This is a genomic window from Mycobacterium sp. NGS59 (genome assembly GCF_059812345.1).
In genome coordinates this window covers 1-17,729 of record NZ_JCALCN010000011.1, presented here as the reverse complement: position 1 = coordinate 17,729, position 17,729 = coordinate 1, and the positions used below count along the sequence as shown (strand labels likewise).

At 66.4% G+C, this 17,729-nt stretch carries 21 protein-coding genes and 1 pseudogene; 5 read left to right on the top strand and 17 right to left on the bottom strand.

What is annotated here, in order from left to right:
* Position 1 precedes the first annotated feature (1 nt).
* Positions 2-1,798, bottom strand: coding sequence for a signal peptide peptidase SppA (gene sppA, locus AC5Y46_RS14150; protein ID WP_499991818.1), 1,797 nt, complete (start codon positions 1,796-1,798; stop codon positions 2-4).
* 50 nt (positions 1,799-1,848) lie between these two features.
* On the opposite strand from sppA, the gene AC5Y46_RS14145 reads away from it, so the two are divergent.
* A complete protein-coding gene (locus AC5Y46_RS14145; protein ID WP_499991815.1) occupies positions 1,849-2,775 on the top strand; it encodes an LLM class flavin-dependent oxidoreductase in 927 nt (308 codons plus the stop codon).
* Between the two features lie 70 nt (positions 2,776-2,845).
* Here the strand turns inward: AC5Y46_RS14145 and rplO are convergent, their stop codons facing one another.
* From rplO to rplN, 10 genes are read right to left on the bottom strand one after another with little or no spacing between them, the layout of a single operon-like run.
* A complete protein-coding gene (gene rplO, locus AC5Y46_RS14140; protein ID WP_499991810.1) occupies positions 2,846-3,286 on the bottom strand; it encodes a 50S ribosomal protein L15 in 441 nt (146 codons plus the stop codon).
* Positions 3,283-3,465 carry a 50S ribosomal protein L30 gene (rpmD, locus tag AC5Y46_RS14135; protein ID WP_499944429.1) on the bottom strand — a complete coding sequence of 61 codons (183 nt, stop codon included), beginning with the start codon at positions 3,463-3,465 and terminating at the stop codon, positions 3,283-3,285. The genes rplO and rpmD overlap by 4 nt, the downstream gene beginning before the upstream one ends.
* The gene (gene rpsE / locus AC5Y46_RS14130) at positions 3,462-4,145 is read right to left on the bottom strand and encodes a 30S ribosomal protein S5 (RefSeq protein WP_499944428.1); all 684 of its coding nucleotides are present in this window, start codon (positions 4,143-4,145) and stop codon (positions 3,462-3,464) included. Before rpsE ends, rpmD begins: the two co-directional genes overlap by 4 nt.
* A 37-nt stretch (positions 4,146-4,182) precedes the next feature.
* Entirely contained in the window at positions 4,183-4,551 is a 369-nt protein-coding gene (rplR, locus tag AC5Y46_RS14125; protein ID WP_499944442.1) for a 50S ribosomal protein L18, read from the bottom strand.
* 41 nt (positions 4,552-4,592) lie between these two features.
* Positions 4,593-5,132 (bottom strand): 50S ribosomal protein L6, encoded by a 540-nt coding sequence (gene rplF / locus AC5Y46_RS14120; RefSeq protein WP_499944427.1) that lies wholly within the window; start codon positions 5,130-5,132, stop codon positions 4,593-4,595.
* 12 nt (positions 5,133-5,144) lie between these two features.
* Entirely contained in the window at positions 5,145-5,543 is a 399-nt protein-coding gene (gene rpsH / locus AC5Y46_RS14115) for a 30S ribosomal protein S8 (protein WP_067409342.1), read from the bottom strand.
* 13 nt (positions 5,544-5,556) lie between these two features.
* Positions 5,557-5,742, bottom strand: a complete 186-nt coding sequence (locus AC5Y46_RS14110) for a type Z 30S ribosomal protein S14 (protein WP_011739072.1) — start codon at positions 5,740-5,742, stop codon at positions 5,557-5,559.
* Between the two features lie 2 nt (positions 5,743-5,744).
* Positions 5,745-6,308: a 50S ribosomal protein L5 gene (gene rplE / locus AC5Y46_RS14105; RefSeq protein ID WP_499944426.1), complete on the bottom strand. Its 564-nt coding sequence runs from the start codon at positions 6,306-6,308 to the stop codon at positions 5,745-5,747.
* 4 nt (positions 6,309-6,312) lie between these two features.
* Entirely contained in the window at positions 6,313-6,630 is a 318-nt protein-coding gene (gene rplX, locus AC5Y46_RS14100; protein WP_499991803.1) for a 50S ribosomal protein L24, read from the bottom strand.
* Positions 6,631-6,999 carry a 50S ribosomal protein L14 gene (gene rplN, locus AC5Y46_RS14095; RefSeq protein WP_036352708.1) on the bottom strand — a complete coding sequence of 123 codons (369 nt, stop codon included), beginning with the start codon at positions 6,997-6,999 and terminating at the stop codon, positions 6,631-6,633. It lies immediately after the preceding gene.
* 242 nt (positions 7,000-7,241) lie between these two features.
* Between rplN and AC5Y46_RS14090 the strand changes: the two genes are divergently transcribed.
* Positions 7,242-8,318 carry an NAD-dependent epimerase/dehydratase family protein gene (locus AC5Y46_RS14090; protein ID WP_499991969.1) on the top strand — a complete coding sequence of 359 codons (1,077 nt, stop codon included), beginning with the start codon at positions 7,242-7,244 and terminating at the stop codon, positions 8,316-8,318.
* Between the two features lie 3 nt (positions 8,319-8,321).
* On the opposite strand, the gene AC5Y46_RS14085 is transcribed toward AC5Y46_RS14090, so the two are convergent.
* The 6 genes from AC5Y46_RS14085 to AC5Y46_RS14060 all read right to left on the bottom strand — a co-directional run bounded on the left by AC5Y46_RS14085 (position 8,322) and on the right by AC5Y46_RS14060 (position 15,914).
* Entirely contained in the window at positions 8,322-9,449 is a 1,128-nt protein-coding gene (locus tag AC5Y46_RS14085) for a flavin-containing monooxygenase (protein WP_499991798.1), read from the bottom strand.
* An 83-nt stretch (positions 9,450-9,532) separates the two neighbouring features.
* Positions 9,533-10,450: a DUF4436 domain-containing protein gene (locus tag AC5Y46_RS14080; protein ID WP_499991796.1), complete on the bottom strand. Its 918-nt coding sequence runs from the start codon at positions 10,448-10,450 to the stop codon at positions 9,533-9,535.
* 103 nt (positions 10,451-10,553) lie between these two features.
* Entirely contained in the window at positions 10,554-11,447 is an 894-nt protein-coding gene (locus AC5Y46_RS14075; RefSeq protein WP_499991795.1) for a formylglycine-generating enzyme family protein, read from the bottom strand.
* A gap of 4 nt (positions 11,448-11,451) precedes the next feature.
* A complete protein-coding gene (locus tag AC5Y46_RS14070; protein ID WP_499991794.1) occupies positions 11,452-12,069 on the bottom strand; it encodes a hypothetical protein in 618 nt (205 codons plus the stop codon).
* A gap of 24 nt (positions 12,070-12,093) precedes the next feature.
* Positions 12,094-14,451: an arylsulfatase gene (locus AC5Y46_RS14065; RefSeq protein ID WP_499991792.1), complete on the bottom strand. Its 2,358-nt coding sequence runs from the start codon at positions 14,449-14,451 to the stop codon at positions 12,094-12,096.
* A gap of 143 nt (positions 14,452-14,594) precedes the next feature.
* Positions 14,595-15,914, bottom strand: a complete 1,320-nt coding sequence (locus AC5Y46_RS14060) for an oxygenase MpaB family protein (RefSeq protein WP_499991790.1) — start codon at positions 15,912-15,914, stop codon at positions 14,595-14,597.
* Positions 15,915-16,015: 101 nt separating this feature from the next.
* Between AC5Y46_RS14060 and AC5Y46_RS14055 the strand changes: the two genes are divergently transcribed.
* The 3 genes and pseudogenes from AC5Y46_RS14055 (at position 16,016) to AC5Y46_RS14045 (ending at position 17,686) form a co-directional block, all read left to right on the top strand.
* Positions 16,016-16,591: a TetR/AcrR family transcriptional regulator gene (locus tag AC5Y46_RS14055; protein WP_499991967.1), complete on the top strand. Its 576-nt coding sequence runs from the start codon at positions 16,016-16,018 to the stop codon at positions 16,589-16,591.
* Between the two features lie 123 nt (positions 16,592-16,714).
* Positions 16,715-17,181 (top strand): annotated as a pseudogene (locus tag AC5Y46_RS14050) (helix-turn-helix transcriptional regulator); the annotation flags it as partial.
* Positions 17,182-17,242: 61 nt separating this feature from the next.
* A complete protein-coding gene (locus tag AC5Y46_RS14045; protein WP_499991788.1) occupies positions 17,243-17,686 on the top strand; it encodes a nitroreductase family deazaflavin-dependent oxidoreductase in 444 nt (147 codons plus the stop codon).
* The last annotated feature ends 43 nt before the right edge of the window (positions 17,687-17,729 follow it).

The following is a 17,729-nucleotide window of genomic DNA, read 5'->3' as shown; positions in this document are numbered from 1 at the left end:
GTCAGAACCGCGACTGCCCCAACCACAGCACGCTGGCACCGCTCATCGTCTGCTCGACCTGGCCGACGATCCCCAGGACCGAACGGGTGAGCAACGCCCCGACGGCTTCGGGCAGCGACGCCGCGGCCGGCTGCGACGACGCGCGTGGCCGCAGCATGTCCAGCAGCGACGACCCCGGGTAGCTGACCACCCGCGCCTCGACGTCGGGATCCAGTCCGGCCAGCACCTTGGCGCGGCGCACCGCGGTGCGCAGGCCACCCAACTCGTCGACCAGACCGCGCTCGAGGGCATCGGATCCGGTCCAAACCCGGCCGCGCGCAACGGCATCCACGTCCTGAGTGGTCAGGTTACGGCCGTGCGCGGCCCGCTCGACGAAGTCGGTGTAGAACAGATCCGCCTCGGCTTCCCGATGTGCCTGCTGCTCCGGGGTGAACGGCGCGTCGACCGACCAGGCGTCGGCGTTGGCGTTGGTGCGCACCGTGTCCGAGCCGACGCCGAGCCGGTCCTTGAGATCCCGGACCACCAGCTTGCCGGTGATCACACCGATCGAACCGGTGATGGTCCCCGGGTTCGCCACGATGGCGTCGGCGGCCATCGACACGTAGTAGCCACCGGAGGCGGCCACCGAACCCATCGAGGCGACCACCGGCTTACCGCGCTCGCGGGCGCGTTTCACCTCACGCCAGATCGTCTCCGATGCAGTCACCGAACCACCGGGGCTGTCCACCCGCAGGACGATCGCCGAGATTGCGTCGTCGGCCGCCGCCTCCCGCAGCGCCGCCGCAATGGTGTCGCCGCCGGCGTTCGACGGGCCGAACGGAAGACCCTGTGGCCCACCGCGTCCGTTGACGATGGCACCCTCCACGTTGACCACGGCGATGATCGGCTTGGGCCGGCGACCGGGGATGGACGGCACCGGCGGCGCCAACCGCGGCCGGGCCGTACCGGCGTAACGCGCCAGATACATCCGGGGCGGTTTCTCGTCCGGGTCGATTTCTTCCGCAGCCGACGAATCATGTTCTCCGAGAGCCAGTTCCGCCATCCGGGCGTAGGCCTCGTCGCGGAATCCGATCCGGTCCACCAGGCCGGAGGCCAGCGCGTCGTCACGCAACAGCGGGGCGCGGTCGGCCAGTTCGTCGAGCTTGCCGGCCTCGATGTCGCGGGAGTGGGCGACGGCCTGCCAGACCTGCGACTGCAGGCTTTCCAGCATGCGGGTCACGGCCTCCCGGTGCGCTTCGGTGAAGCCGCCTTCGGTGAAAAGGTTTGCCGCCGACTTGTATTCGCCCCGTGCGATGAATTGCGCTTCGATACCGGCCTTGTCCAGTGCATCGCGCAGGAACAGCGCCTGGGACGCGAACCCGATCAGCCCGACCTCGCCCGACGGCTGCATCCAGACCTCACGGAACGCCGAGGCCAGGTAGTAGGACAGCGTGCCCGGAAAGGTCTCCGCCCAGGCCAGCGACGGCTTGACGGCACTGAAGGCGACGATGGCGTCCCGCAGTTCCTGGACCGCACCGATCGGCGACGGCGGCAGCTGCACCCGCGCGATCAGCCCTGCCACGCGCGGGTCCTCCGTGGCGCGGTGAATGGCCGCGACCGCCTCGCGCAGCGACAGTTGCCGGCCGCCGCCGGCGATGATCGTGATCGGGTCGAACCCGGTGCTCTCCGGCGGCATGCTGCTGAGGTTGAACTCCAGCACGCAGCCGTTGGGTACGCCGTGGTGACGGGCGGTGTCTACCCGGTTGACCAGGGCCCGCACGTCATCGATTCCTGGCAGGGTTGGCATGAAGGCGAACATCTTTGAAGCCTACCGATCCGCACCGACGCGCCACCCGTACGGTGGACCGGGTGAGGTTCTCCATCTCGATTCCCCAACTCGGCTCGGCGGATTTGGACACCGCGCAGTTACGCGCCTATCTCGCGCGTGCCGAGGAACTCGGATTCGAGGGCGGGTGGACGCTCGAGCAGGCCGTCGGCGAGTCCCCCCTACTGGCACCGCTGGAACTGTTGGCCTACGCCGCGGCGTGCACGCAACGACTGCGGTTGGGGGTCGCCGTGCTGGTGACCTCGCTGCACGATCCGTTGCAGCTCGCGTCGGCCGTGACCGCCGTCGACCGGCTCAGCCAGGGACGCCTGGACCTCGGCGTGGTGGCCGGCGGGGGTTCACGCCGGTTCGGCGCGTTCGGGGTCGAGAAGTCAACGCACGTAAGGTATTTCACCGAAGGCCTGGAACTGATGCGGGCCGCCTGGTCCGATGAGCCACGGGTGACCTTCCACGGCCGGTTCCGTGACGTCGACGATTTGCCGATCCAGCCCAAACCCGTGCAACGCCCACATCCCCCAATCTGGTTCGGCGGGCGCGCACCGGCGGCACTGGTGCGGGCGGCGCGCCTCGGCGACGCCTTCATCGGGGCCGGGTCCTCCACCACGGACGCCTTCGCCGAAGCCGTGCGCATCGTGCGCGGCGAACTCGCCGAACAGCGCCGAGACGCCGCCGGGTTCACCATCGCCAAGCGGGTGTACGTGATGGTCGACGACGACGCCGACCGGGCCCGCGAGCGCGCGCAGACCGGTCTGCAACGCATCTACGGGAGCCGGTCCGGGTTGGAGGATGTCGCGGTCACCGGCACCCCGGCGCAGGTGGCCCGAGGTCTGGCCGAGGTGATGTACGCGGGCGCGCAGATGCTGCTACTCAATCCCGTCGGCGCGGACGTCGCCGAAGATCGAGAGCAAATGGAACGGCTTGCGCTGGAAGTGATCTCGCGCCTGGGCTAGCTGGCGCGAGCAGACGCAAAAGCCCCTCATTTCGGTACGAAATGGGGGCTTTTGCGTCTGCTCGCGCTACTTAAAGCTCGGTCGCGGAACCGCCGGCGGCGGTGATCTTCTCCCGTGCGCTGCCGCTGAACTTGTGCGCGGTCAACTCGACGCGCACGGTCAGCTTCCCGTCACCGAGGACCTTGACCAGAGAGTTCTTCCGAACGGCGCCCTTGGCCACCAGCTCGTCGACGCCGACGGTGCCGCCCTCGGGGAACAACCGGTTGATGTCGCCGACGTTGACGACCTGGTACTCGGTGCGGAACCGGTTACGGAAGCCCTTCAGCTTGGGCAGCCGCATGTGGATGGGCATCTGCCCACCCTCGAACGTGGCGGGCACGTTCTTGCGGGCCTTCGTACCCTTCGTGCCGCGGCCGGCCGTCTTGCCCTTGGAACCCTCACCGCGACCCACGCGAGTACGCGCGGTCTTCGATCCGGGCGCAGGCTTCAGGTCGTGCAGTTTGATGGTCATTCGGCCTCCTCCACTTCAACCAAGTGGTGCACCACCGCGATCAGCCCGCGGGTCTGTGCGTTGTCCTCGCGGATCACCGAGTGGCGAATCTTGCGGAGCCCCAACGTACGGAGACTCTCGCGCTGCTTCCAGCGTGCCCCGATGGTGCTGCGCACCTGGGTGATCTTCAGTTGGCTCATGGTTGCGCCTGTGCCTCTCTGGCCACTGCCGCACTGGCCAGCGCGTCACTCTCGCGACGCGCCTTCAGCATCCCGGCCGGGGCGACATCCTCGATCGGCAGGCCGCGCCGGGCGGCCACCTCCTCGGGACGTTGCAGCATCTTCAGCGCGGCCACGGTGGCGTGCACCACGTTGATCGCGTTGTCACTACCCAGCGACTTGGCCAGGATGTCGTGCACGCCAGCGCATTCCAGCACCGCACGCGCCGCACCCCCGGCGATCACACCGGTACCCGGACTGGCCGGGCGCAGCAACACGACGCCCGCCGCGGCCTCACCCTGCACCGGGTGGGTGATGGTTCCGCCGATCAGCGGGACCCGGAAGAAGCCCTTGCGGGCCTCCTCGACGCCCTTGGCGATCGCCGCCGGCACCTCCTTGGCCTTGCCGTAACCGACGCCGACCATGCCGTTGCCGTCACCGACGATGACCAGGGCGGTGAAGCTGAATCGCCGACCACCCTTGACCACCTTGGAGACGCGGTTGATCGCGACGACCCGCTCCAGGTAGTTGCTCTTGTCGCCGTCACGGTCGCGGTCGCGGCCACCACGGCCACCGCCGTCGCGCCGACCCCGCCCGTCGCGGGAGTCGCGGCCGTCGGGGCCACGGTTATCCGTCGAGCCCCCTGCGGACTGCTCCGCCATTATGCGGTCCTTCCGTTTATCAGGCTTGCGTTGTTCATCAGAATCGCAATCCGTTCTCGCGCGCGGCATCGGCCAATGCCGCGATCCGTCCACCGTAGGTGTAGCCACCGCGGTCGAACACCACGGACTCGACGCCGGCGGCCTTGGCCCGCTCGGCGATCAACTGGCCGACCCGCACGCTCCGAGCCTTCTTGTCCCCGTCCAGACCGCGCACGTCGGATTCGATCGACGAGGCGGCGGCCACGGTGGTGCCGTTGAGGTCGTTCACCAGTTGCACGTGGATGTGCCGCGACGACCGGTTGACCACCAGGCGGGGACGCTCGGCGGTGCCGGAGATCTTCTTGCGCAGCCGAGCGTGCCTGCGCAAGCGGGACACCCGCCGGGTGGCGGACACGTTCTGCCCCACCGGCTTACGCGCATCGGATGCGGTCTGTGACTGGGCCATGACTACTTACCTGTCTTTCCGACCTTGCGGCGGATCTGCTCACCCTCGTAGCGCACGCCCTTGCCCTTGTACGGGTCGGGACGGCGCAGACGGCGGATGTTCGCCGAGATTTGGCCGACCTTCTGCTTGTCGATGCCGGAGATGGTGAACTTCGTCGGCGCCTGCACCGCGAAGGTGATGCCTTCCGGCGCCTCGATCACCACGGGGTGGCTGTAGCCCAGCGCGAACTCCAGGTTGGTGCCCTTGAGCTGCACACGGTAACCGACACCGTGTATCTCCATCTTGGTGGTGTAACCCTCGGTCACGCCGGTGACCAGGTTGGCCACCAGAGTGCGGGACAGCCCGTGCAGTGAGCGGTTGCGCCGATCGTCGTCGGGACGCGAAACCACCACGGCGCCATCGTCGTTGCGCGACACCGTGATCGGCTCGGCGACGCTCAGTTCCAGGGTGCCCTTGGGACCCTTCACCGAGACGTTCTGCCCGTCGATCGTGACGTCGACTCCCGACGGAATCGGAACCGGTTGCTTACCAATACGCGACATGTCTAGTTCCTCTCACCACACATAAGCGAGGACTTCGCCGCCCACGCCCTGTCTGGCCGCCTGACGGTCGGTGAGCAGTCCCGACGACGTCGAAATGATCGCCACGCCAAGACCTCCGAGCACCCGGGGCAGGTTGGTGGACTTCGCGTACACCCGCAGACCGGGCTTGGAGACCCGCTTCAAGCCGGCGATGCTGCGTTCCCGGCTGGGCCCGTACTTGAGCTGTACCACCAGCGATTTGCCGACCCGAGCATCCTCGGTGCGGAAATCGGTGATGTAGCCCTCGTTCTTGAGGATCTGGGCGATGTTCGCCTTGATCTTGGAGTGCGGCAGGCTCACTTCGTCGTGGTACGCCGAGTTGGCGTTGCGCAGACGGGTCAGGAAGTCCGCGATCGGGTCCGTCATAGTCATTGAGCGCTACTCCTCACCAACTGCTCTTCTGCACACCGGGCAGTTCGCCCGCATGCGCCATCTCGCGCAAGCAGATACGACACAGCCCGAACTTGCGGAACACCGCGCGCGGCCGGCCGCACTTGCTGCAGCGGGTGTAGCCGCGCACCGCGAACTTCGGCTTGCGCGCGGCCTTGTTGACCAGTGCCTTCTTCGCCATGCTCAGTTCTCCTTGAAGGGAAAGCCGAGGGCCCGCAACAGCGCTCGTCCTTCGTCGTCGTTCGTCGCCGAGGTGACGACGCTGATGTCCATGCCACGGACCCGGTCGATCTTGTCCACGTCGATCTCGTGGAACACCGACTGCTCGGCCAGCCCGAACGTGTAGTTGCCGACACCGTCGAACTGCTTGGGCGACAGCCCCCGGAAGTCACGGATACGGGGCAGCGCGATCGAGGTGAGCCGGTCCAGGAACTCCCACATCCGGTCACCGCGCAGCGTCACGCGGGCGCCGATCGGCATGCCCTCACGCAACTTGAATTGCGCAATCGACTTGCGCGCCTTGCGAATTTCGGGCCGCTGCCCGGTGATCAACGCCAGGTCGTTGACCGCGCCGTTGATCAGCTTGGCGTCGCGTGCGGCCTCGCCGACCCCCATGTTGACCACGACCTTGGTCACCGTGGGGATCTGCATGACGTTGGAATAGCCGAACTGCTTGTGCAGCGAATCACGGATCTCGCTGCGATAACGCTCTTTGAGGCGCGGCTGAGTCTTCTCTGCAGTAGTCATCTTCTTAGATGTCCTTGCCGTTGCGCTTGGAGATGCGGACCCGCTTGCCGGTCTCCTCGTCGACCCGGTAGCCGACGCGGGTGGGCTTGCCGTCGGAGTCGACCACCATCACGTTGGAGACGTGGATGGGCGCTTCCTGGGTGACGATGCCACCGGAGCGGGCACCGCGCTGGTTCGTGGAGACCGCGGTGTGCTTCTTGATCCGGTTGACGCCCTCGACCAGCACCCGGTTGCGGTCCGGGTAGGCCCGGATGACCTTGCCCTTGGCGCCCTTGTCCTTGCCGGCGATGACCAGCACGGTGTCGCCCTTGTGGACCTTCATCTACAACACCTCCGGAGCCAGCGAGATGATCTTCATGAACTTCTTCTCCCGCAGTTCCCGGCCGACCGGGCCGAAGATGCGGGTGCCACGCGGGTCGTTGTCGGGCTTGATGATCACCGCGGCGTTCTCGTCGAACTTGATGTAGCTGCCGTCGGGTCGACGGCGTTCCTTGACGGTGCGCACCACGACGGCCTTGACGACGTCACCGCGCTTGACGTTGCCGCCGGGGATGGCGTCCTTGACGGTGGCGACGATGACATCACCGATGCCGGCGTAGCGTCGCGACGATCCGCCGAGCACCCGGATGCACAAGATCTCCTTGGCGCCGGTGTTGTCGGCGACCTTCAGCCGCGATTCCTGCTGAATCACTCGATCTCCTGACCTGGTTTGAGGTGTGCACGGCAGGAGGAACTCACCTGACGTGCGCGGTCTGCTTGTCACCGAAGGGCACGCGGGGCCGGTATTACCGCATGCACCGGCCGAGGTCTGCCCAAGGCAACCCCTAGAGTCTAGGGGACGGCCAGCTCAGCACCAAATTGCCGCCGACACCCCGCCCGGTGCCATCAAACGAGCGGCGTTTGAGCCGCACCGATCAGGTAATACGCCTCGGCGTGCGAATCGTCATCACCGGAGCGTCCGGCAACGTCGGAACCGCGCTGCTGCGCAGGCTCACCGCCGACGGTGATCAGCATGAGCTCATCGGCGTGGTGCGTCGGCCACCTCCGCGCATCGGGGCCTACCAGCGGGTCCGCTGGCACGCGCTCGATCTCGCCGGCGAAGATGCGGCCGAGAAGCTGCCCCCGATCGTCGAGAACGCCGATGCGGTCATCCACCTCGCCTGGGGATTCCAGCCGACGCGCAACACCGAGTATCTGACCCGCCAGGGCGTGGGCGGCACCACCGCGGTGCTGACGGCGGCGCACTCGGTCGGGGTGGGCCAGTTGCTGCACATGTCGTCGGTCGGGGCATACGCGGCCGGACGCTACGGCACGCGGGTCGACGAGACGTGGTCGACGAACGGCATCCCGTCGTCGCCGTACAGCCGAGACAAGTCCGCCGCCGAAGCCCGACTCGACGAATACGAAAGCACGCACGGACCAGACGCGGTGCCCATTACCCGGATGCGGCCGGGCTTCATCGTGCAGCGCGCCGCCGCCAGTGGGTTGATGCGTTATGCGCTACCGGGATACGTGCCCATGCGCGTCGTACCGTTACTGCCGTTGTTGCCGCTGGATCGCGCATTGTGCATTCCGCTGGTGCATGCCGACGACGTCGCCGACGCCTTCGTCAGGGCGATGGAGCGACGCGCCGTCGGCGCCTTCAACCTGGCGGCCGACCCTCCGATAACGCGGGCGGACGTCGCGAAAGTGTTGGGCGCGTGGCCCGTTCACGTGCCCGCCAAGCTCCTGGTCAGGCTGGTGGACCTCAGCTGGCGGACCCGGCTGCAACCCATCGACCGGGGCTGGCTCGATATGGCCTTCGGTGTCCCGCTGCTCGATTGCACGCGCGCCCGCAGCGAATTGGACTGGCAGCCGCGGTATTCGTCGGTGGCGGCCCTCGCCGACGTGATCGACGGCGTGGCCAACGAAGCACACACCGACAGCCCGCCGCTGCGCCGCCGGTCAATGCTGGAGCAACTGCGCCTCGACCTGACCAAGGGACCGATGAGCACCCGGCACCTGCCCTGATCTTCAGCCGCGACGACTGCCGTCGGCGACATAGCCGGCGACGTCCCGGGCGACGCGAGTGGCGTGTTTGCGCAGGGACCGCAGCGGACCCGCGAGCGGCTCGTCGTACCCCGCGAACCAGAGTCCCCCAGCCACCCCCGGCGCCCCGTTGACCAGCGGGTCGCCGTCGTCGTCGAGCACCCCGAGATGACCGACCATCGGCTCGAGGCCCCGGCGGTATCCCGTGGCGGCAATGACGACGTCGGGTCGCACGGTCGTCCGGTCGGCCAGCACGACGTCGTCGCCGGCGAACTCTTCGACGGCTGCGACGACCTCGATGCTGCCGTCCTTCACCTTCGGTACCAGCTCGTCGGCCAGAGTGGGGATGTGACCGTCCTCCAGTAACGCGGTGTAGATACCCCGCGGCGGCACCGGCAGGCCGTGAGAACTCAAGTCGCCGAACCACAGTCGTTGCATCACCGCGGCCGCGCCGTCGAGCACCGGCACCGGCAGGTGACTGAAGGCACCGCTGAAAGCATCGACGGGTAGACCAGCGACTGCGCGCGGCACCAGATGCGGAGGTGTCCGTATGGCCATCCGGACCCGACTGGCCAGTCCGTTACCGAGTTGCAGCGCGATATCGGTGGCAGAGTTCCCCGAACCGACTACCAGGACGTCATGTCCCTTGTAGCACAGCGCGTTTCGGTAATCAGCGGAGTGCAGGACCGCACCGGTGAACTCGTCGGCGCCGGGCCACCGGGGCAGCATGGGAGTGTGGTAGTTGCCGGTGGCCACGATCACCGCTGCGGCCGTGAGGGTTTGACCGTTGGTCGTCACCCGCCACAAGTCCGCGGCCCGGTCCACGCGGTGCACCTCAACGCCCAAGCGGAGTCGCAAGCCTTGGCGCACCGCGTAATCGTCGAAATAGCTGACCATGTCCTCGCGCCCGGGCCAACGCCCGTACCGGCGCGGAATGTGCTGGCCCGGCAGATGTGACCAGAAGCCGCACGTGTTCAACCTGAAGCCGTCATAGAGCTGCCGCCACGAAGACGCCGGTGCGTCGGCGCGGTCGAGGACGAGCGCTTCGATCCCCCAATCGTGCCGGAGCTGACGGGCCACGGCCATACCGCACGGTCCGGCGCCGACGACCACGACGTCCGACGCAAGGTCTGGACCGTCGAACCGCAGCGCGGTATCAGCGGTCAGGCGTTGCCTGGGGAACCGCTTTGCGCTGATCAGTCTGATTGTTTTCGATAGGCCATGATGAACAGCGTCATCGCGACGACCAATGCGAGCAGCACCCACAACGTGATGGCCTGATCCACCCACGACCCGGGCGGCGGAGCCCCGGGCAGGATGTTGCGCAACGGGACGACCGCAAACAGCATGGCCGCGAACCACGAAACGAACGGGGGCAGGAACTTCTTCTTGCCCAACACCATTGGGATGGACACCCACAATGCCAAGGCGGGCAGGGCGATCAGCACCACGAGGATCCCGAGGTCGAAGATGAGGGTGCCCCTGGAGCGGTGCAGCGTGATGATGACATCGCTTGGGCGGTCCTGACTTTCGCTGTTTTCGCCGGTAACGCGTCGCACGGTGGCGTCCCAGCCGTCGATCGCCCCGACCACTTCGATACGGCCCTGCTCGGCGACGCGGTTGTCGCCCGTGCCGACCAACACGTCGGCCTGAAGAACGCCGGTGGTGTAGGAATCGAAGGGCCAGATGGCCGGATCACCTTCCGCCTCGATCACGGTGCTCACCTGCGCGGGAGCCTTGCCGATCGGGTACTGCAGGTCACCCAGGTCGTTCTCCGGGTACAACCGCACGGCAAGTGCCTGGGTGAGCACCTTGTCCTTCACCTTGTCTTTCTCCGGGATGACAAGGACATTCACCGTCAGACGATTGGCGACCGTGTCCAGCTTCTCCAAGCGCACCTTCACCACGGTGTCGTTGTTGGCTTCCAGATCGGCGTCGGCGGTGCCACCGGACGCGGCCAACAGGTGGACCCCGACCAGCGACAGCACGTAGATGACGATGACGACCAGGATGACGCCGAAATCGAGGAGTACGCGCCGTCCCCGGGACTTCGGTTGTGGTTCCGATAGCTCGGCCGGTCGCGGCGGTGCGGGCGGCGGGGCCTGATGGCTCATCTATCGGCACCTTTCGGTGGAAGTTCGGCGGAGACAGACACGACGTGCTGGCGAAGGCTATTGAAACTCAAAGATTTTCCTGCCGCAATGCGTCGCGGCGAAATTATTCGACGCGGGTCGAATCCGCTGCGCAGCGAAACCCGATATGCGTCGTCGCGGTGTCTTGGGACTGCGGTGAACGGGCCGCCGGCCGGTACCGGTGGCAATATTGCGGCGCACACAGATGCGAGCCGCCTTTGAGCGTCTGGCTGATGGACGGGTCGGCCGGCCCGGCGGGGGCGCAGCACGCTTTGGGGGGCCGGCCGATTCGATGGTGGGCGCTGAATTCGGTTGTGGTCCATTCCCAGACGTTGCCGATCATGTCGACCAGCCCGGATCCGTTGGGCGGGAAGGTGCCCACCGGCGAGGTACCTACCCAGCCCAGCGCGCCGTCGTTGCGGTACGGGAAATCGCCCTGCCAGGTGTTGGCCATCAGTCGACCGGCGGGTTGCGCCTCCTCCCCCCACGGATACGTTTTCGCCGACCCGGCGCGTGCGGCGTACTCCCATTCGGCCTCGGTCGGCAGCCGCCGCCCGGCCCATCGCGCGTAGGCGGCGGCGTCGGGGTAGGCCACCTGCACGACGGGGTGATCGGCCCGGTCGGCCACGTCGCTGTCCGGGCCGAACGGATGGCGCCAGCACGCACCCGGGGCCCAGTCCCACCACTGCCGCCAGTCGCGCAGGTCCACCGGTCCGGGCGTCGGACGGAACACCATCGCACCCGGGCACAGGTCGGCGGGATCGGCCCCGGGGTACAGGGCGGGGTCGAGCGCCCGCTCGGCCACCGTCACATATCCAGTGGCAGTGATGAATTCGGCGAACTGCGCGTTGGTGACCGGATGCCGCTCCAGCGCGAACGGACCCACGGTGACGGTGTGGATCGGCGCTTCTTCGGGATAGAAGCTCGTCGAACCCATCCGGAAGGATCCACCGGGCAACTCGACAAGCTCGGTCAGCACGACTTCAGGGTATGACGACCGCGAAGTCTTGCGTCAACGTGGATTTGGCCGCACCGAAACCGGGGGAACCCGATCGGCCCTGCAGGTGAATGGTGACCAGGTACTGCTTGGTGTTCGTCCAGATGTGGGTGACGCGGTCGGCGAAGTCGATCCCGCCCGACGGCCCCTGCAGCGTGCCGGTGAGTTGTTGGCTGCTGTAACCGCAGAACGGTGCTCCGGTCACCGAGAAACGCAGCCGCGGGGCGGTACCGCCCACCCCGGCGGTGTGGCGCAGGAACGCGCTCTCGGGCGCCAGTTCCGTTGCGCTGATGGTGACGGTGGCCGACATGGTGTCGGGACCGGTCAACGTCAGCGCCGTATCCCCGTCGCCCGGCGCAGCGCTCCAGCCTTCGGGGACGGACAGGGTGATCCGCGGCGCGGCCGGGTCGGCTACTGCGGCCACCGCCACCGGGCCGGCACCGGACGGCGTGGCGGGACAGGACAATGTCTCGGGCGCGATGTTCCCGGACTGGGTGGCAGCGATGCCGGGCACCGGCATGGCCGGGTCCGAATGCGGGCCCGGCGTGGCCGATCCCCCGATGTTCGACTGGCAACCGGCGAGCACCACGGCGACGATCCCCATCAGACAAGCGCGCCGCACGGCGACTCAGTCCCGCGAAAAGGCAAGCGCTATATCCTTTTCCACGTCCTCGTATGGACGACCCGACAGGTCGACGGCGACCTGGGCAACGGTCGCACCGGTCAAGACGAAGGGTGCCTTGTACCGGCTGGACACACTCGACCCGCCGTTGCGTCCGACGGTGATGCCCGCCCCCGCCAGCCCGAAGGTTCCCGGGTGCGAGACGACGTCTGCGAGCGACCCGACCGGGTGCTCGTCGAAGAACAGCGTCGCGGTGCCGAGCGGGGTGTGGCTGTTGGGAACCGTTCCGGTCCGTTCGTAGCGCACGCCGAACAGGTGTCTGCCCAGCGGGATCGGACCGTCGGAGGAAACCAGTTGTTGACGTTCGCCGAGGAAGTTGTACACGTAATGCAGCCGTCCGTCCTGCAGGAACAGCACGTGCCCGCCGTGCGCCCCGCCCTGCTTGAACAGCACCCCTTCGGCCCCCGTGCTGTCCACCGTCACCGTGGCCAACACGGCAAACGAACGACCGCGGATCTCGGCGGCGGCACCGATGCCGACATCGGCACAGTCGGGGTAGTAGACGTAGCTGTCGCGCTCCCCCGCCAGATAGGGGCGGAACCTGCTCAGCGTCTCCATCAGGTTGAGGTCGGCCAGCGGGAGCCCGTTGTACTTATCGGCCTCGGAGAACCAGAGCGCCTTGAGTTCTTCGAGTTTGTCGGGGTGCTCGTCGGCCAGATCGTGGCACTGGCTGCGATCTTTTTCGAGGTGGAACAGCTCCCAGCGGTCCTGGTCGAAGTGCGACCAGCCCGCCGGCGTCGCGGCGTGGATGGTGTTGGCGAACCAGCCCCTATGCCAGATGCCGCGGGTGCCCAGCATGGTGTAGAACTGGGTCGTCTTGCCGGTGTCGGCAGACGGATCATCAAGGGCCGCTTTGAAACTCACTCCTTCCAGCGGTCGCTGCGGGATGCCCTTGACGGTATCCGGCGGCGTCATGTCCAGGAGTTCGTAGACCGTCGGGGTGATGTCGCAGACGTTGATGTAGTTGTCGCGGACTTCGCCGTGCGCGGCTATTCCGTTGGGCCAGGAGATGATTGCGGTGTCGGCGATGCCGCCCTCGTGCGAGGAGTAGCGCTTGAACAGCTTGTAGGGCGTGTTGAAGCCCATCGCCCAGCCGATCGGATAGTGGTTGTAGGTCTCCGGTCCGCCGAGATGGTCGAAGAGCTTCATGCTTTCTTCGACGGTGTCGATGTAGCCGTTGAAGAACTTGCCCTCGTTGACCGATCCGTTCGGGCCGCCTTCGCCGCTGGCACCGTTGTCAGAGATCACCACGATGATCGTGTTGTCGAGCTGACCGGACTCTTCGAGGTAGTCCAGGATTCGGCCGATCTGGGCATCGGTGTAGCTCAGGAACCCGGCGAACACCTCGGCCATCCGGTTGAACAGCTTCTTCTCTTCGTCGTTCAGGCTGTCCCACGGCCGCACCGTGTCCTGCAGCGGCCAGGCTTCGCCGCTGGGTCCTTTGACGTCGAGGTAGGGGTTCATCGGCGACAGCTCGGTGTCGGCGGGCACGATACCCATCGCCTTCATCTTTTCCAGCGTGATCTCGCGGTAGGCCTCGTAGCCCATGTCGAACACGCCCTTGTACTTGTCGGCCCACTCGGTGGGCACGTGATGCGGGGCGTGTCCGGCGCCGGGGCAGACGTAGCTGAACCACGGTTTGCCGGGCGCGATCACCTTGGCGTCGCGGATGAATTGTATTGTGCGGTCGGCGATGTCCTTGGACAGGTGGTAGCCGTCCTCGGGCGTGCCGGGCGGGTTCACCGGGTGGTTGTCGTACACCAGGTCCGGGTACCACTGGTCGGTCTCGCCGCCCATGAAGCCGTAGAAGCGCTCGAATCCGCGCGACAACGGCCAGTGCCGCTTGGTCGAGGCCATGCTGGATTCTTCCAGCGGGGTCAGGTGCCACTTGCCCACGCAGTAGGTGTTGTAGCCACGCTCGTTGAGCACCTCGGAAAGCAGCGCGGTCTCGGCCGGGATGCGGCCGTTGCAGTTGGGAAAGCCGTCGGTGAACTCTTCGATGGTGGCCATACCGACGCTGGTCGCGTTGCGCCCGGTCAGCAGCGACGCGCGGGTCGGTGAGCACAGTGCGGTGGTGTGGAAGTTCGCCAGCCGCACGCCGCGCTCGGCGATGCGGGTCATCGCCGGCATCTCCACCAGGCCGCCGAAGCAGTCCCAGGTCGCGATGCCGATGTCGTCCCACACCATGTAGAGGATGTTCGGTGAGTTCTCCGGCGCGGTCGGCGCTGCGTACGGGCCCCAGTCCGGTTCGGAGTCGCGAATGTCCAACTCGATTTTGCCCTGGAATTCTGTCGACCCAGTCATATCTGTCAGCCTCACTCCCGTAGTGGACTCATCGCCGGACATCGCGTGCGAAATTACACACCCGGGTCACAGTAATGAGCCGACCGAAGAAAAGCCTGAGAATGCAGAAGTCGGGCACCGGGGCCTGCCGCGCGGTATACCGGTCAGTGCGGGACAGGCGTGTAATGTGCTGAGTCACTGGTGAATTCGGGCTTCCCATAGGTTGCCAGCCGCAGCTTGAGGAGCCTGATGACATATCGGTCGACGATATTGCGAAGCGCGGGAACGTTACTGGCACGGTTGACGGCCACGAAGCGTCCGGCGATGAACGGTCCGGTCAGCGCGATGCGAACACGATCGGCGAACCCGATCGAGACACCCATCGCCGCGGCGACGCCGCGGTCACCGTTGCAGAACGCCCGCACGAAGGTTTCCTTGCTGTAGCTCTTTTCGACAGCTTCGGCGGCGCGGTCAAACCACGTGGTCCCGGGACGCAGGTAGGCATCCATCGTGGAGTCGACGAGTTCGCGACATACCGAGTCGAAACCGTCCCGCAACAGTGCCGCGCGTGCGTGCATGACGTGAACGGTGTCGGCGGGCGTGGTGGGCAGCAGTTCCTCGGGCAGACCGAGCAGAAAGCAGCGGTAGCGACCGAATTCGACGAGCGCGCGTTCCTGCTCGTTGAATTCGACCCGTCCCTGCCGCAGCACCTGCTGAGAGGTCAGATACTGCCCGATCATGCCGGCCGGCATCTGGTCGACCTGCGGAACCGGGACGCCGTAGACATCGACATCCCACTTGTCGGACTTCTTCAGTGCGTTGTAGCGCACCATCGAGTGCATCAGCCGCACCATGGCGGCCGCTTCGAATCCGGGGCCGTAGCGCTGCAACGCATTCGGCAGGGTGGTGACGGCGAAGAAGCTCGCCGTCTCGTTGACCCGCCGCTCGGCACGACGCCCGGACAGGGCACCGGTCAGGCCCATCGGCAACGCGGCGTAGGTGTTGGTGAACGTCGCGATGAAAGCGCCGCGGGTGATGAAGTGGGCCAGCAACGCGGCCGCGGTGCGCGCCTGCCGTGCGCCGTCCTCGATCAGATCGAAGTCGATCCAATCCGGTTTTTCTTCCATCGCAGCGATGAACGACACCAGTTCGTCCGGCACGTCGGGCACCGCGTCGATGCCCTCCCGGCAAGCGGTCCTGAGCATCTCGATCAGCTTGGGGACGCTGTATTCGCTCATCAGCGCCGCGTAAGGGTCTGCCACCACGTCGCCGAGCATGGTGGCGGTTTCCATCAACTCCAAGACGCGGTTGTCCTGCAGGATCTGCGCACGGTCGTCGGCCCATTTCGGCAGGGACGACTTGTCGCCGAGCTCTTTGGTCAGCCGGTACGGTCGCTCGTCGAAGTCGATGTCGCCGTACAGATCTGGCTGCAACTGCCGTTGGCTTGCGACCCGCTGCGCGAGTTCCGGATAGTAAGTGACCATGCCGACCCTTCGATAACTAACAAGTTGTGAGTAATACTCACAAAGTGTTAGTTATGCTGTCAAGCGTGACCCAGGCCACCAAGGACGTCCCGAAACGGCGGATGACCGCCGAGCGGCGGCGCGAGCAGATAATGGATGTCACCGCCGCCATTGTCGATGCCGAGGGTTTTCACGCGGCTACCCCGAACCGTATCGCCCAGGCAGCGGGCGTCAACCGGTCGTTGATCTACCAGTTATTCGGTGACCCCGCAAAGCTTTTCGTCGCCCTGATCGACCGGGAAGCGCAACGCGCCGGCGCCCAGTTCGTCGCGGCGGTCAGCGGATTGGGCGAGCCGAGCGAGGACAACCAAACCCTGGTGCGGGCATTCGACGGGGTACTGGCCGCCGTCGATGCGCACACCGCGACGTGGCGACTGTTCCTGTTCCCGCCCCAGGGCGCACCCCCGGAACTGCATGAAAGGCTGGCGGAGTCGCAGACGGTGGTGCGGGACTTCTTGCAGGGCGAGCTGTTGCGCTTTCATCCGGGTCTGCAGGATCCCGAATACACCGCCAGGATTCTCTACGCCGCCGGCCGCGAGCTACTGCAACTGCGCCTCAGCGACCCGCAGACCGCGACGCCGGAACGACTGCGCACCTTTGTGCACGGCCTGCGCGCCAATTTGCGCGACCAGACGTAAAAGCCCCCGCACGCGCGGTGTGTCGGGGGCTTTTACGTCTGCTCGGCGTTCGCCAACACCACCGCCGCAGCGCGTAGATCTGTGCGCGGCATAGCGCAATTCACCGGGCCGACGCCGACAGCGGACACGCTCGAACTCCTGGCCCGCGTGGCGGCCGACGACGGCAACCATCCGAACGCGGCCCGACTTGTAGGCGCGGCCGGTGGCTTCGGCAGCGTCTGGAACACGTCCGCTACCCCATGTACGAAGCGGGCTACCAGGTCGCCGTCGAAAAGATCCGAGAAGCATTGGGGCAGGACGTCTTCGACGCCGCCTGGGCAGAGGGATCCGCACTGTCCACCGAGGAGGCGATCGCCTATGCGCAAAGCGGCCGGGGCAAGGGCAAGCGGCCGGCCACCGGCTGGGGCTCACTGACGCCGATGGAGCAGGACGTGGTGCGCTTGGCCAGAGAAGGACTGAGCAACAAAGACATCGGTGCGCGGCTGTTCATCTCGCCGCGTACCGTGCAGACCCACCTGACCCATGTCTACGCGAAGCTGGGCATCGCCTCCAGGGTGCAACTGGTCCGGGAAGCCGCCCTGCAGGACTGACTGGATCGACCCGATTCGGCTCCCCCTGGCGGAAGCGGCGCAACGCAGCAAGACTGGGACGATGACAACCTTGGCCGAGAAGGTGTTGTTCAGATTCCTCAGTTTGCACGACAAGATCTACCAAGCGACCAATGGCCGAATCGGCCATCGGATACCCGGTATGCCACCAAACCTGCTACTGCACACGGTGGGCGCCAAGACGGGTCAGCAGCGCACCACGACGCTCACCTACGCCAAGGACTGTGACGACTATCTGGTCGTGGCATCGAAGGCCGGCTATCCCCGAGCGCCCGGTTGGTATCACAACCTGAAGGCCGATCCGGAGATCGAAATCAGTGTCGGCGCACATCGTTTCGCGGTCACAGCCCGCCCGGTGCTGCCCGACAGCCCCGACTACGCGCGACTGTGGAAGCTCGTCAACGCGAACAACGCCAACCGCTATGTCGGATACCAGAAGAAGACATCGCGGCCGATTCCAGTGATTGTTCTGACGCCCAGGCCGTAAGCCCCTGACCCCGACTGAGCCCCCTGTGCCCCCGCGAGCCCCC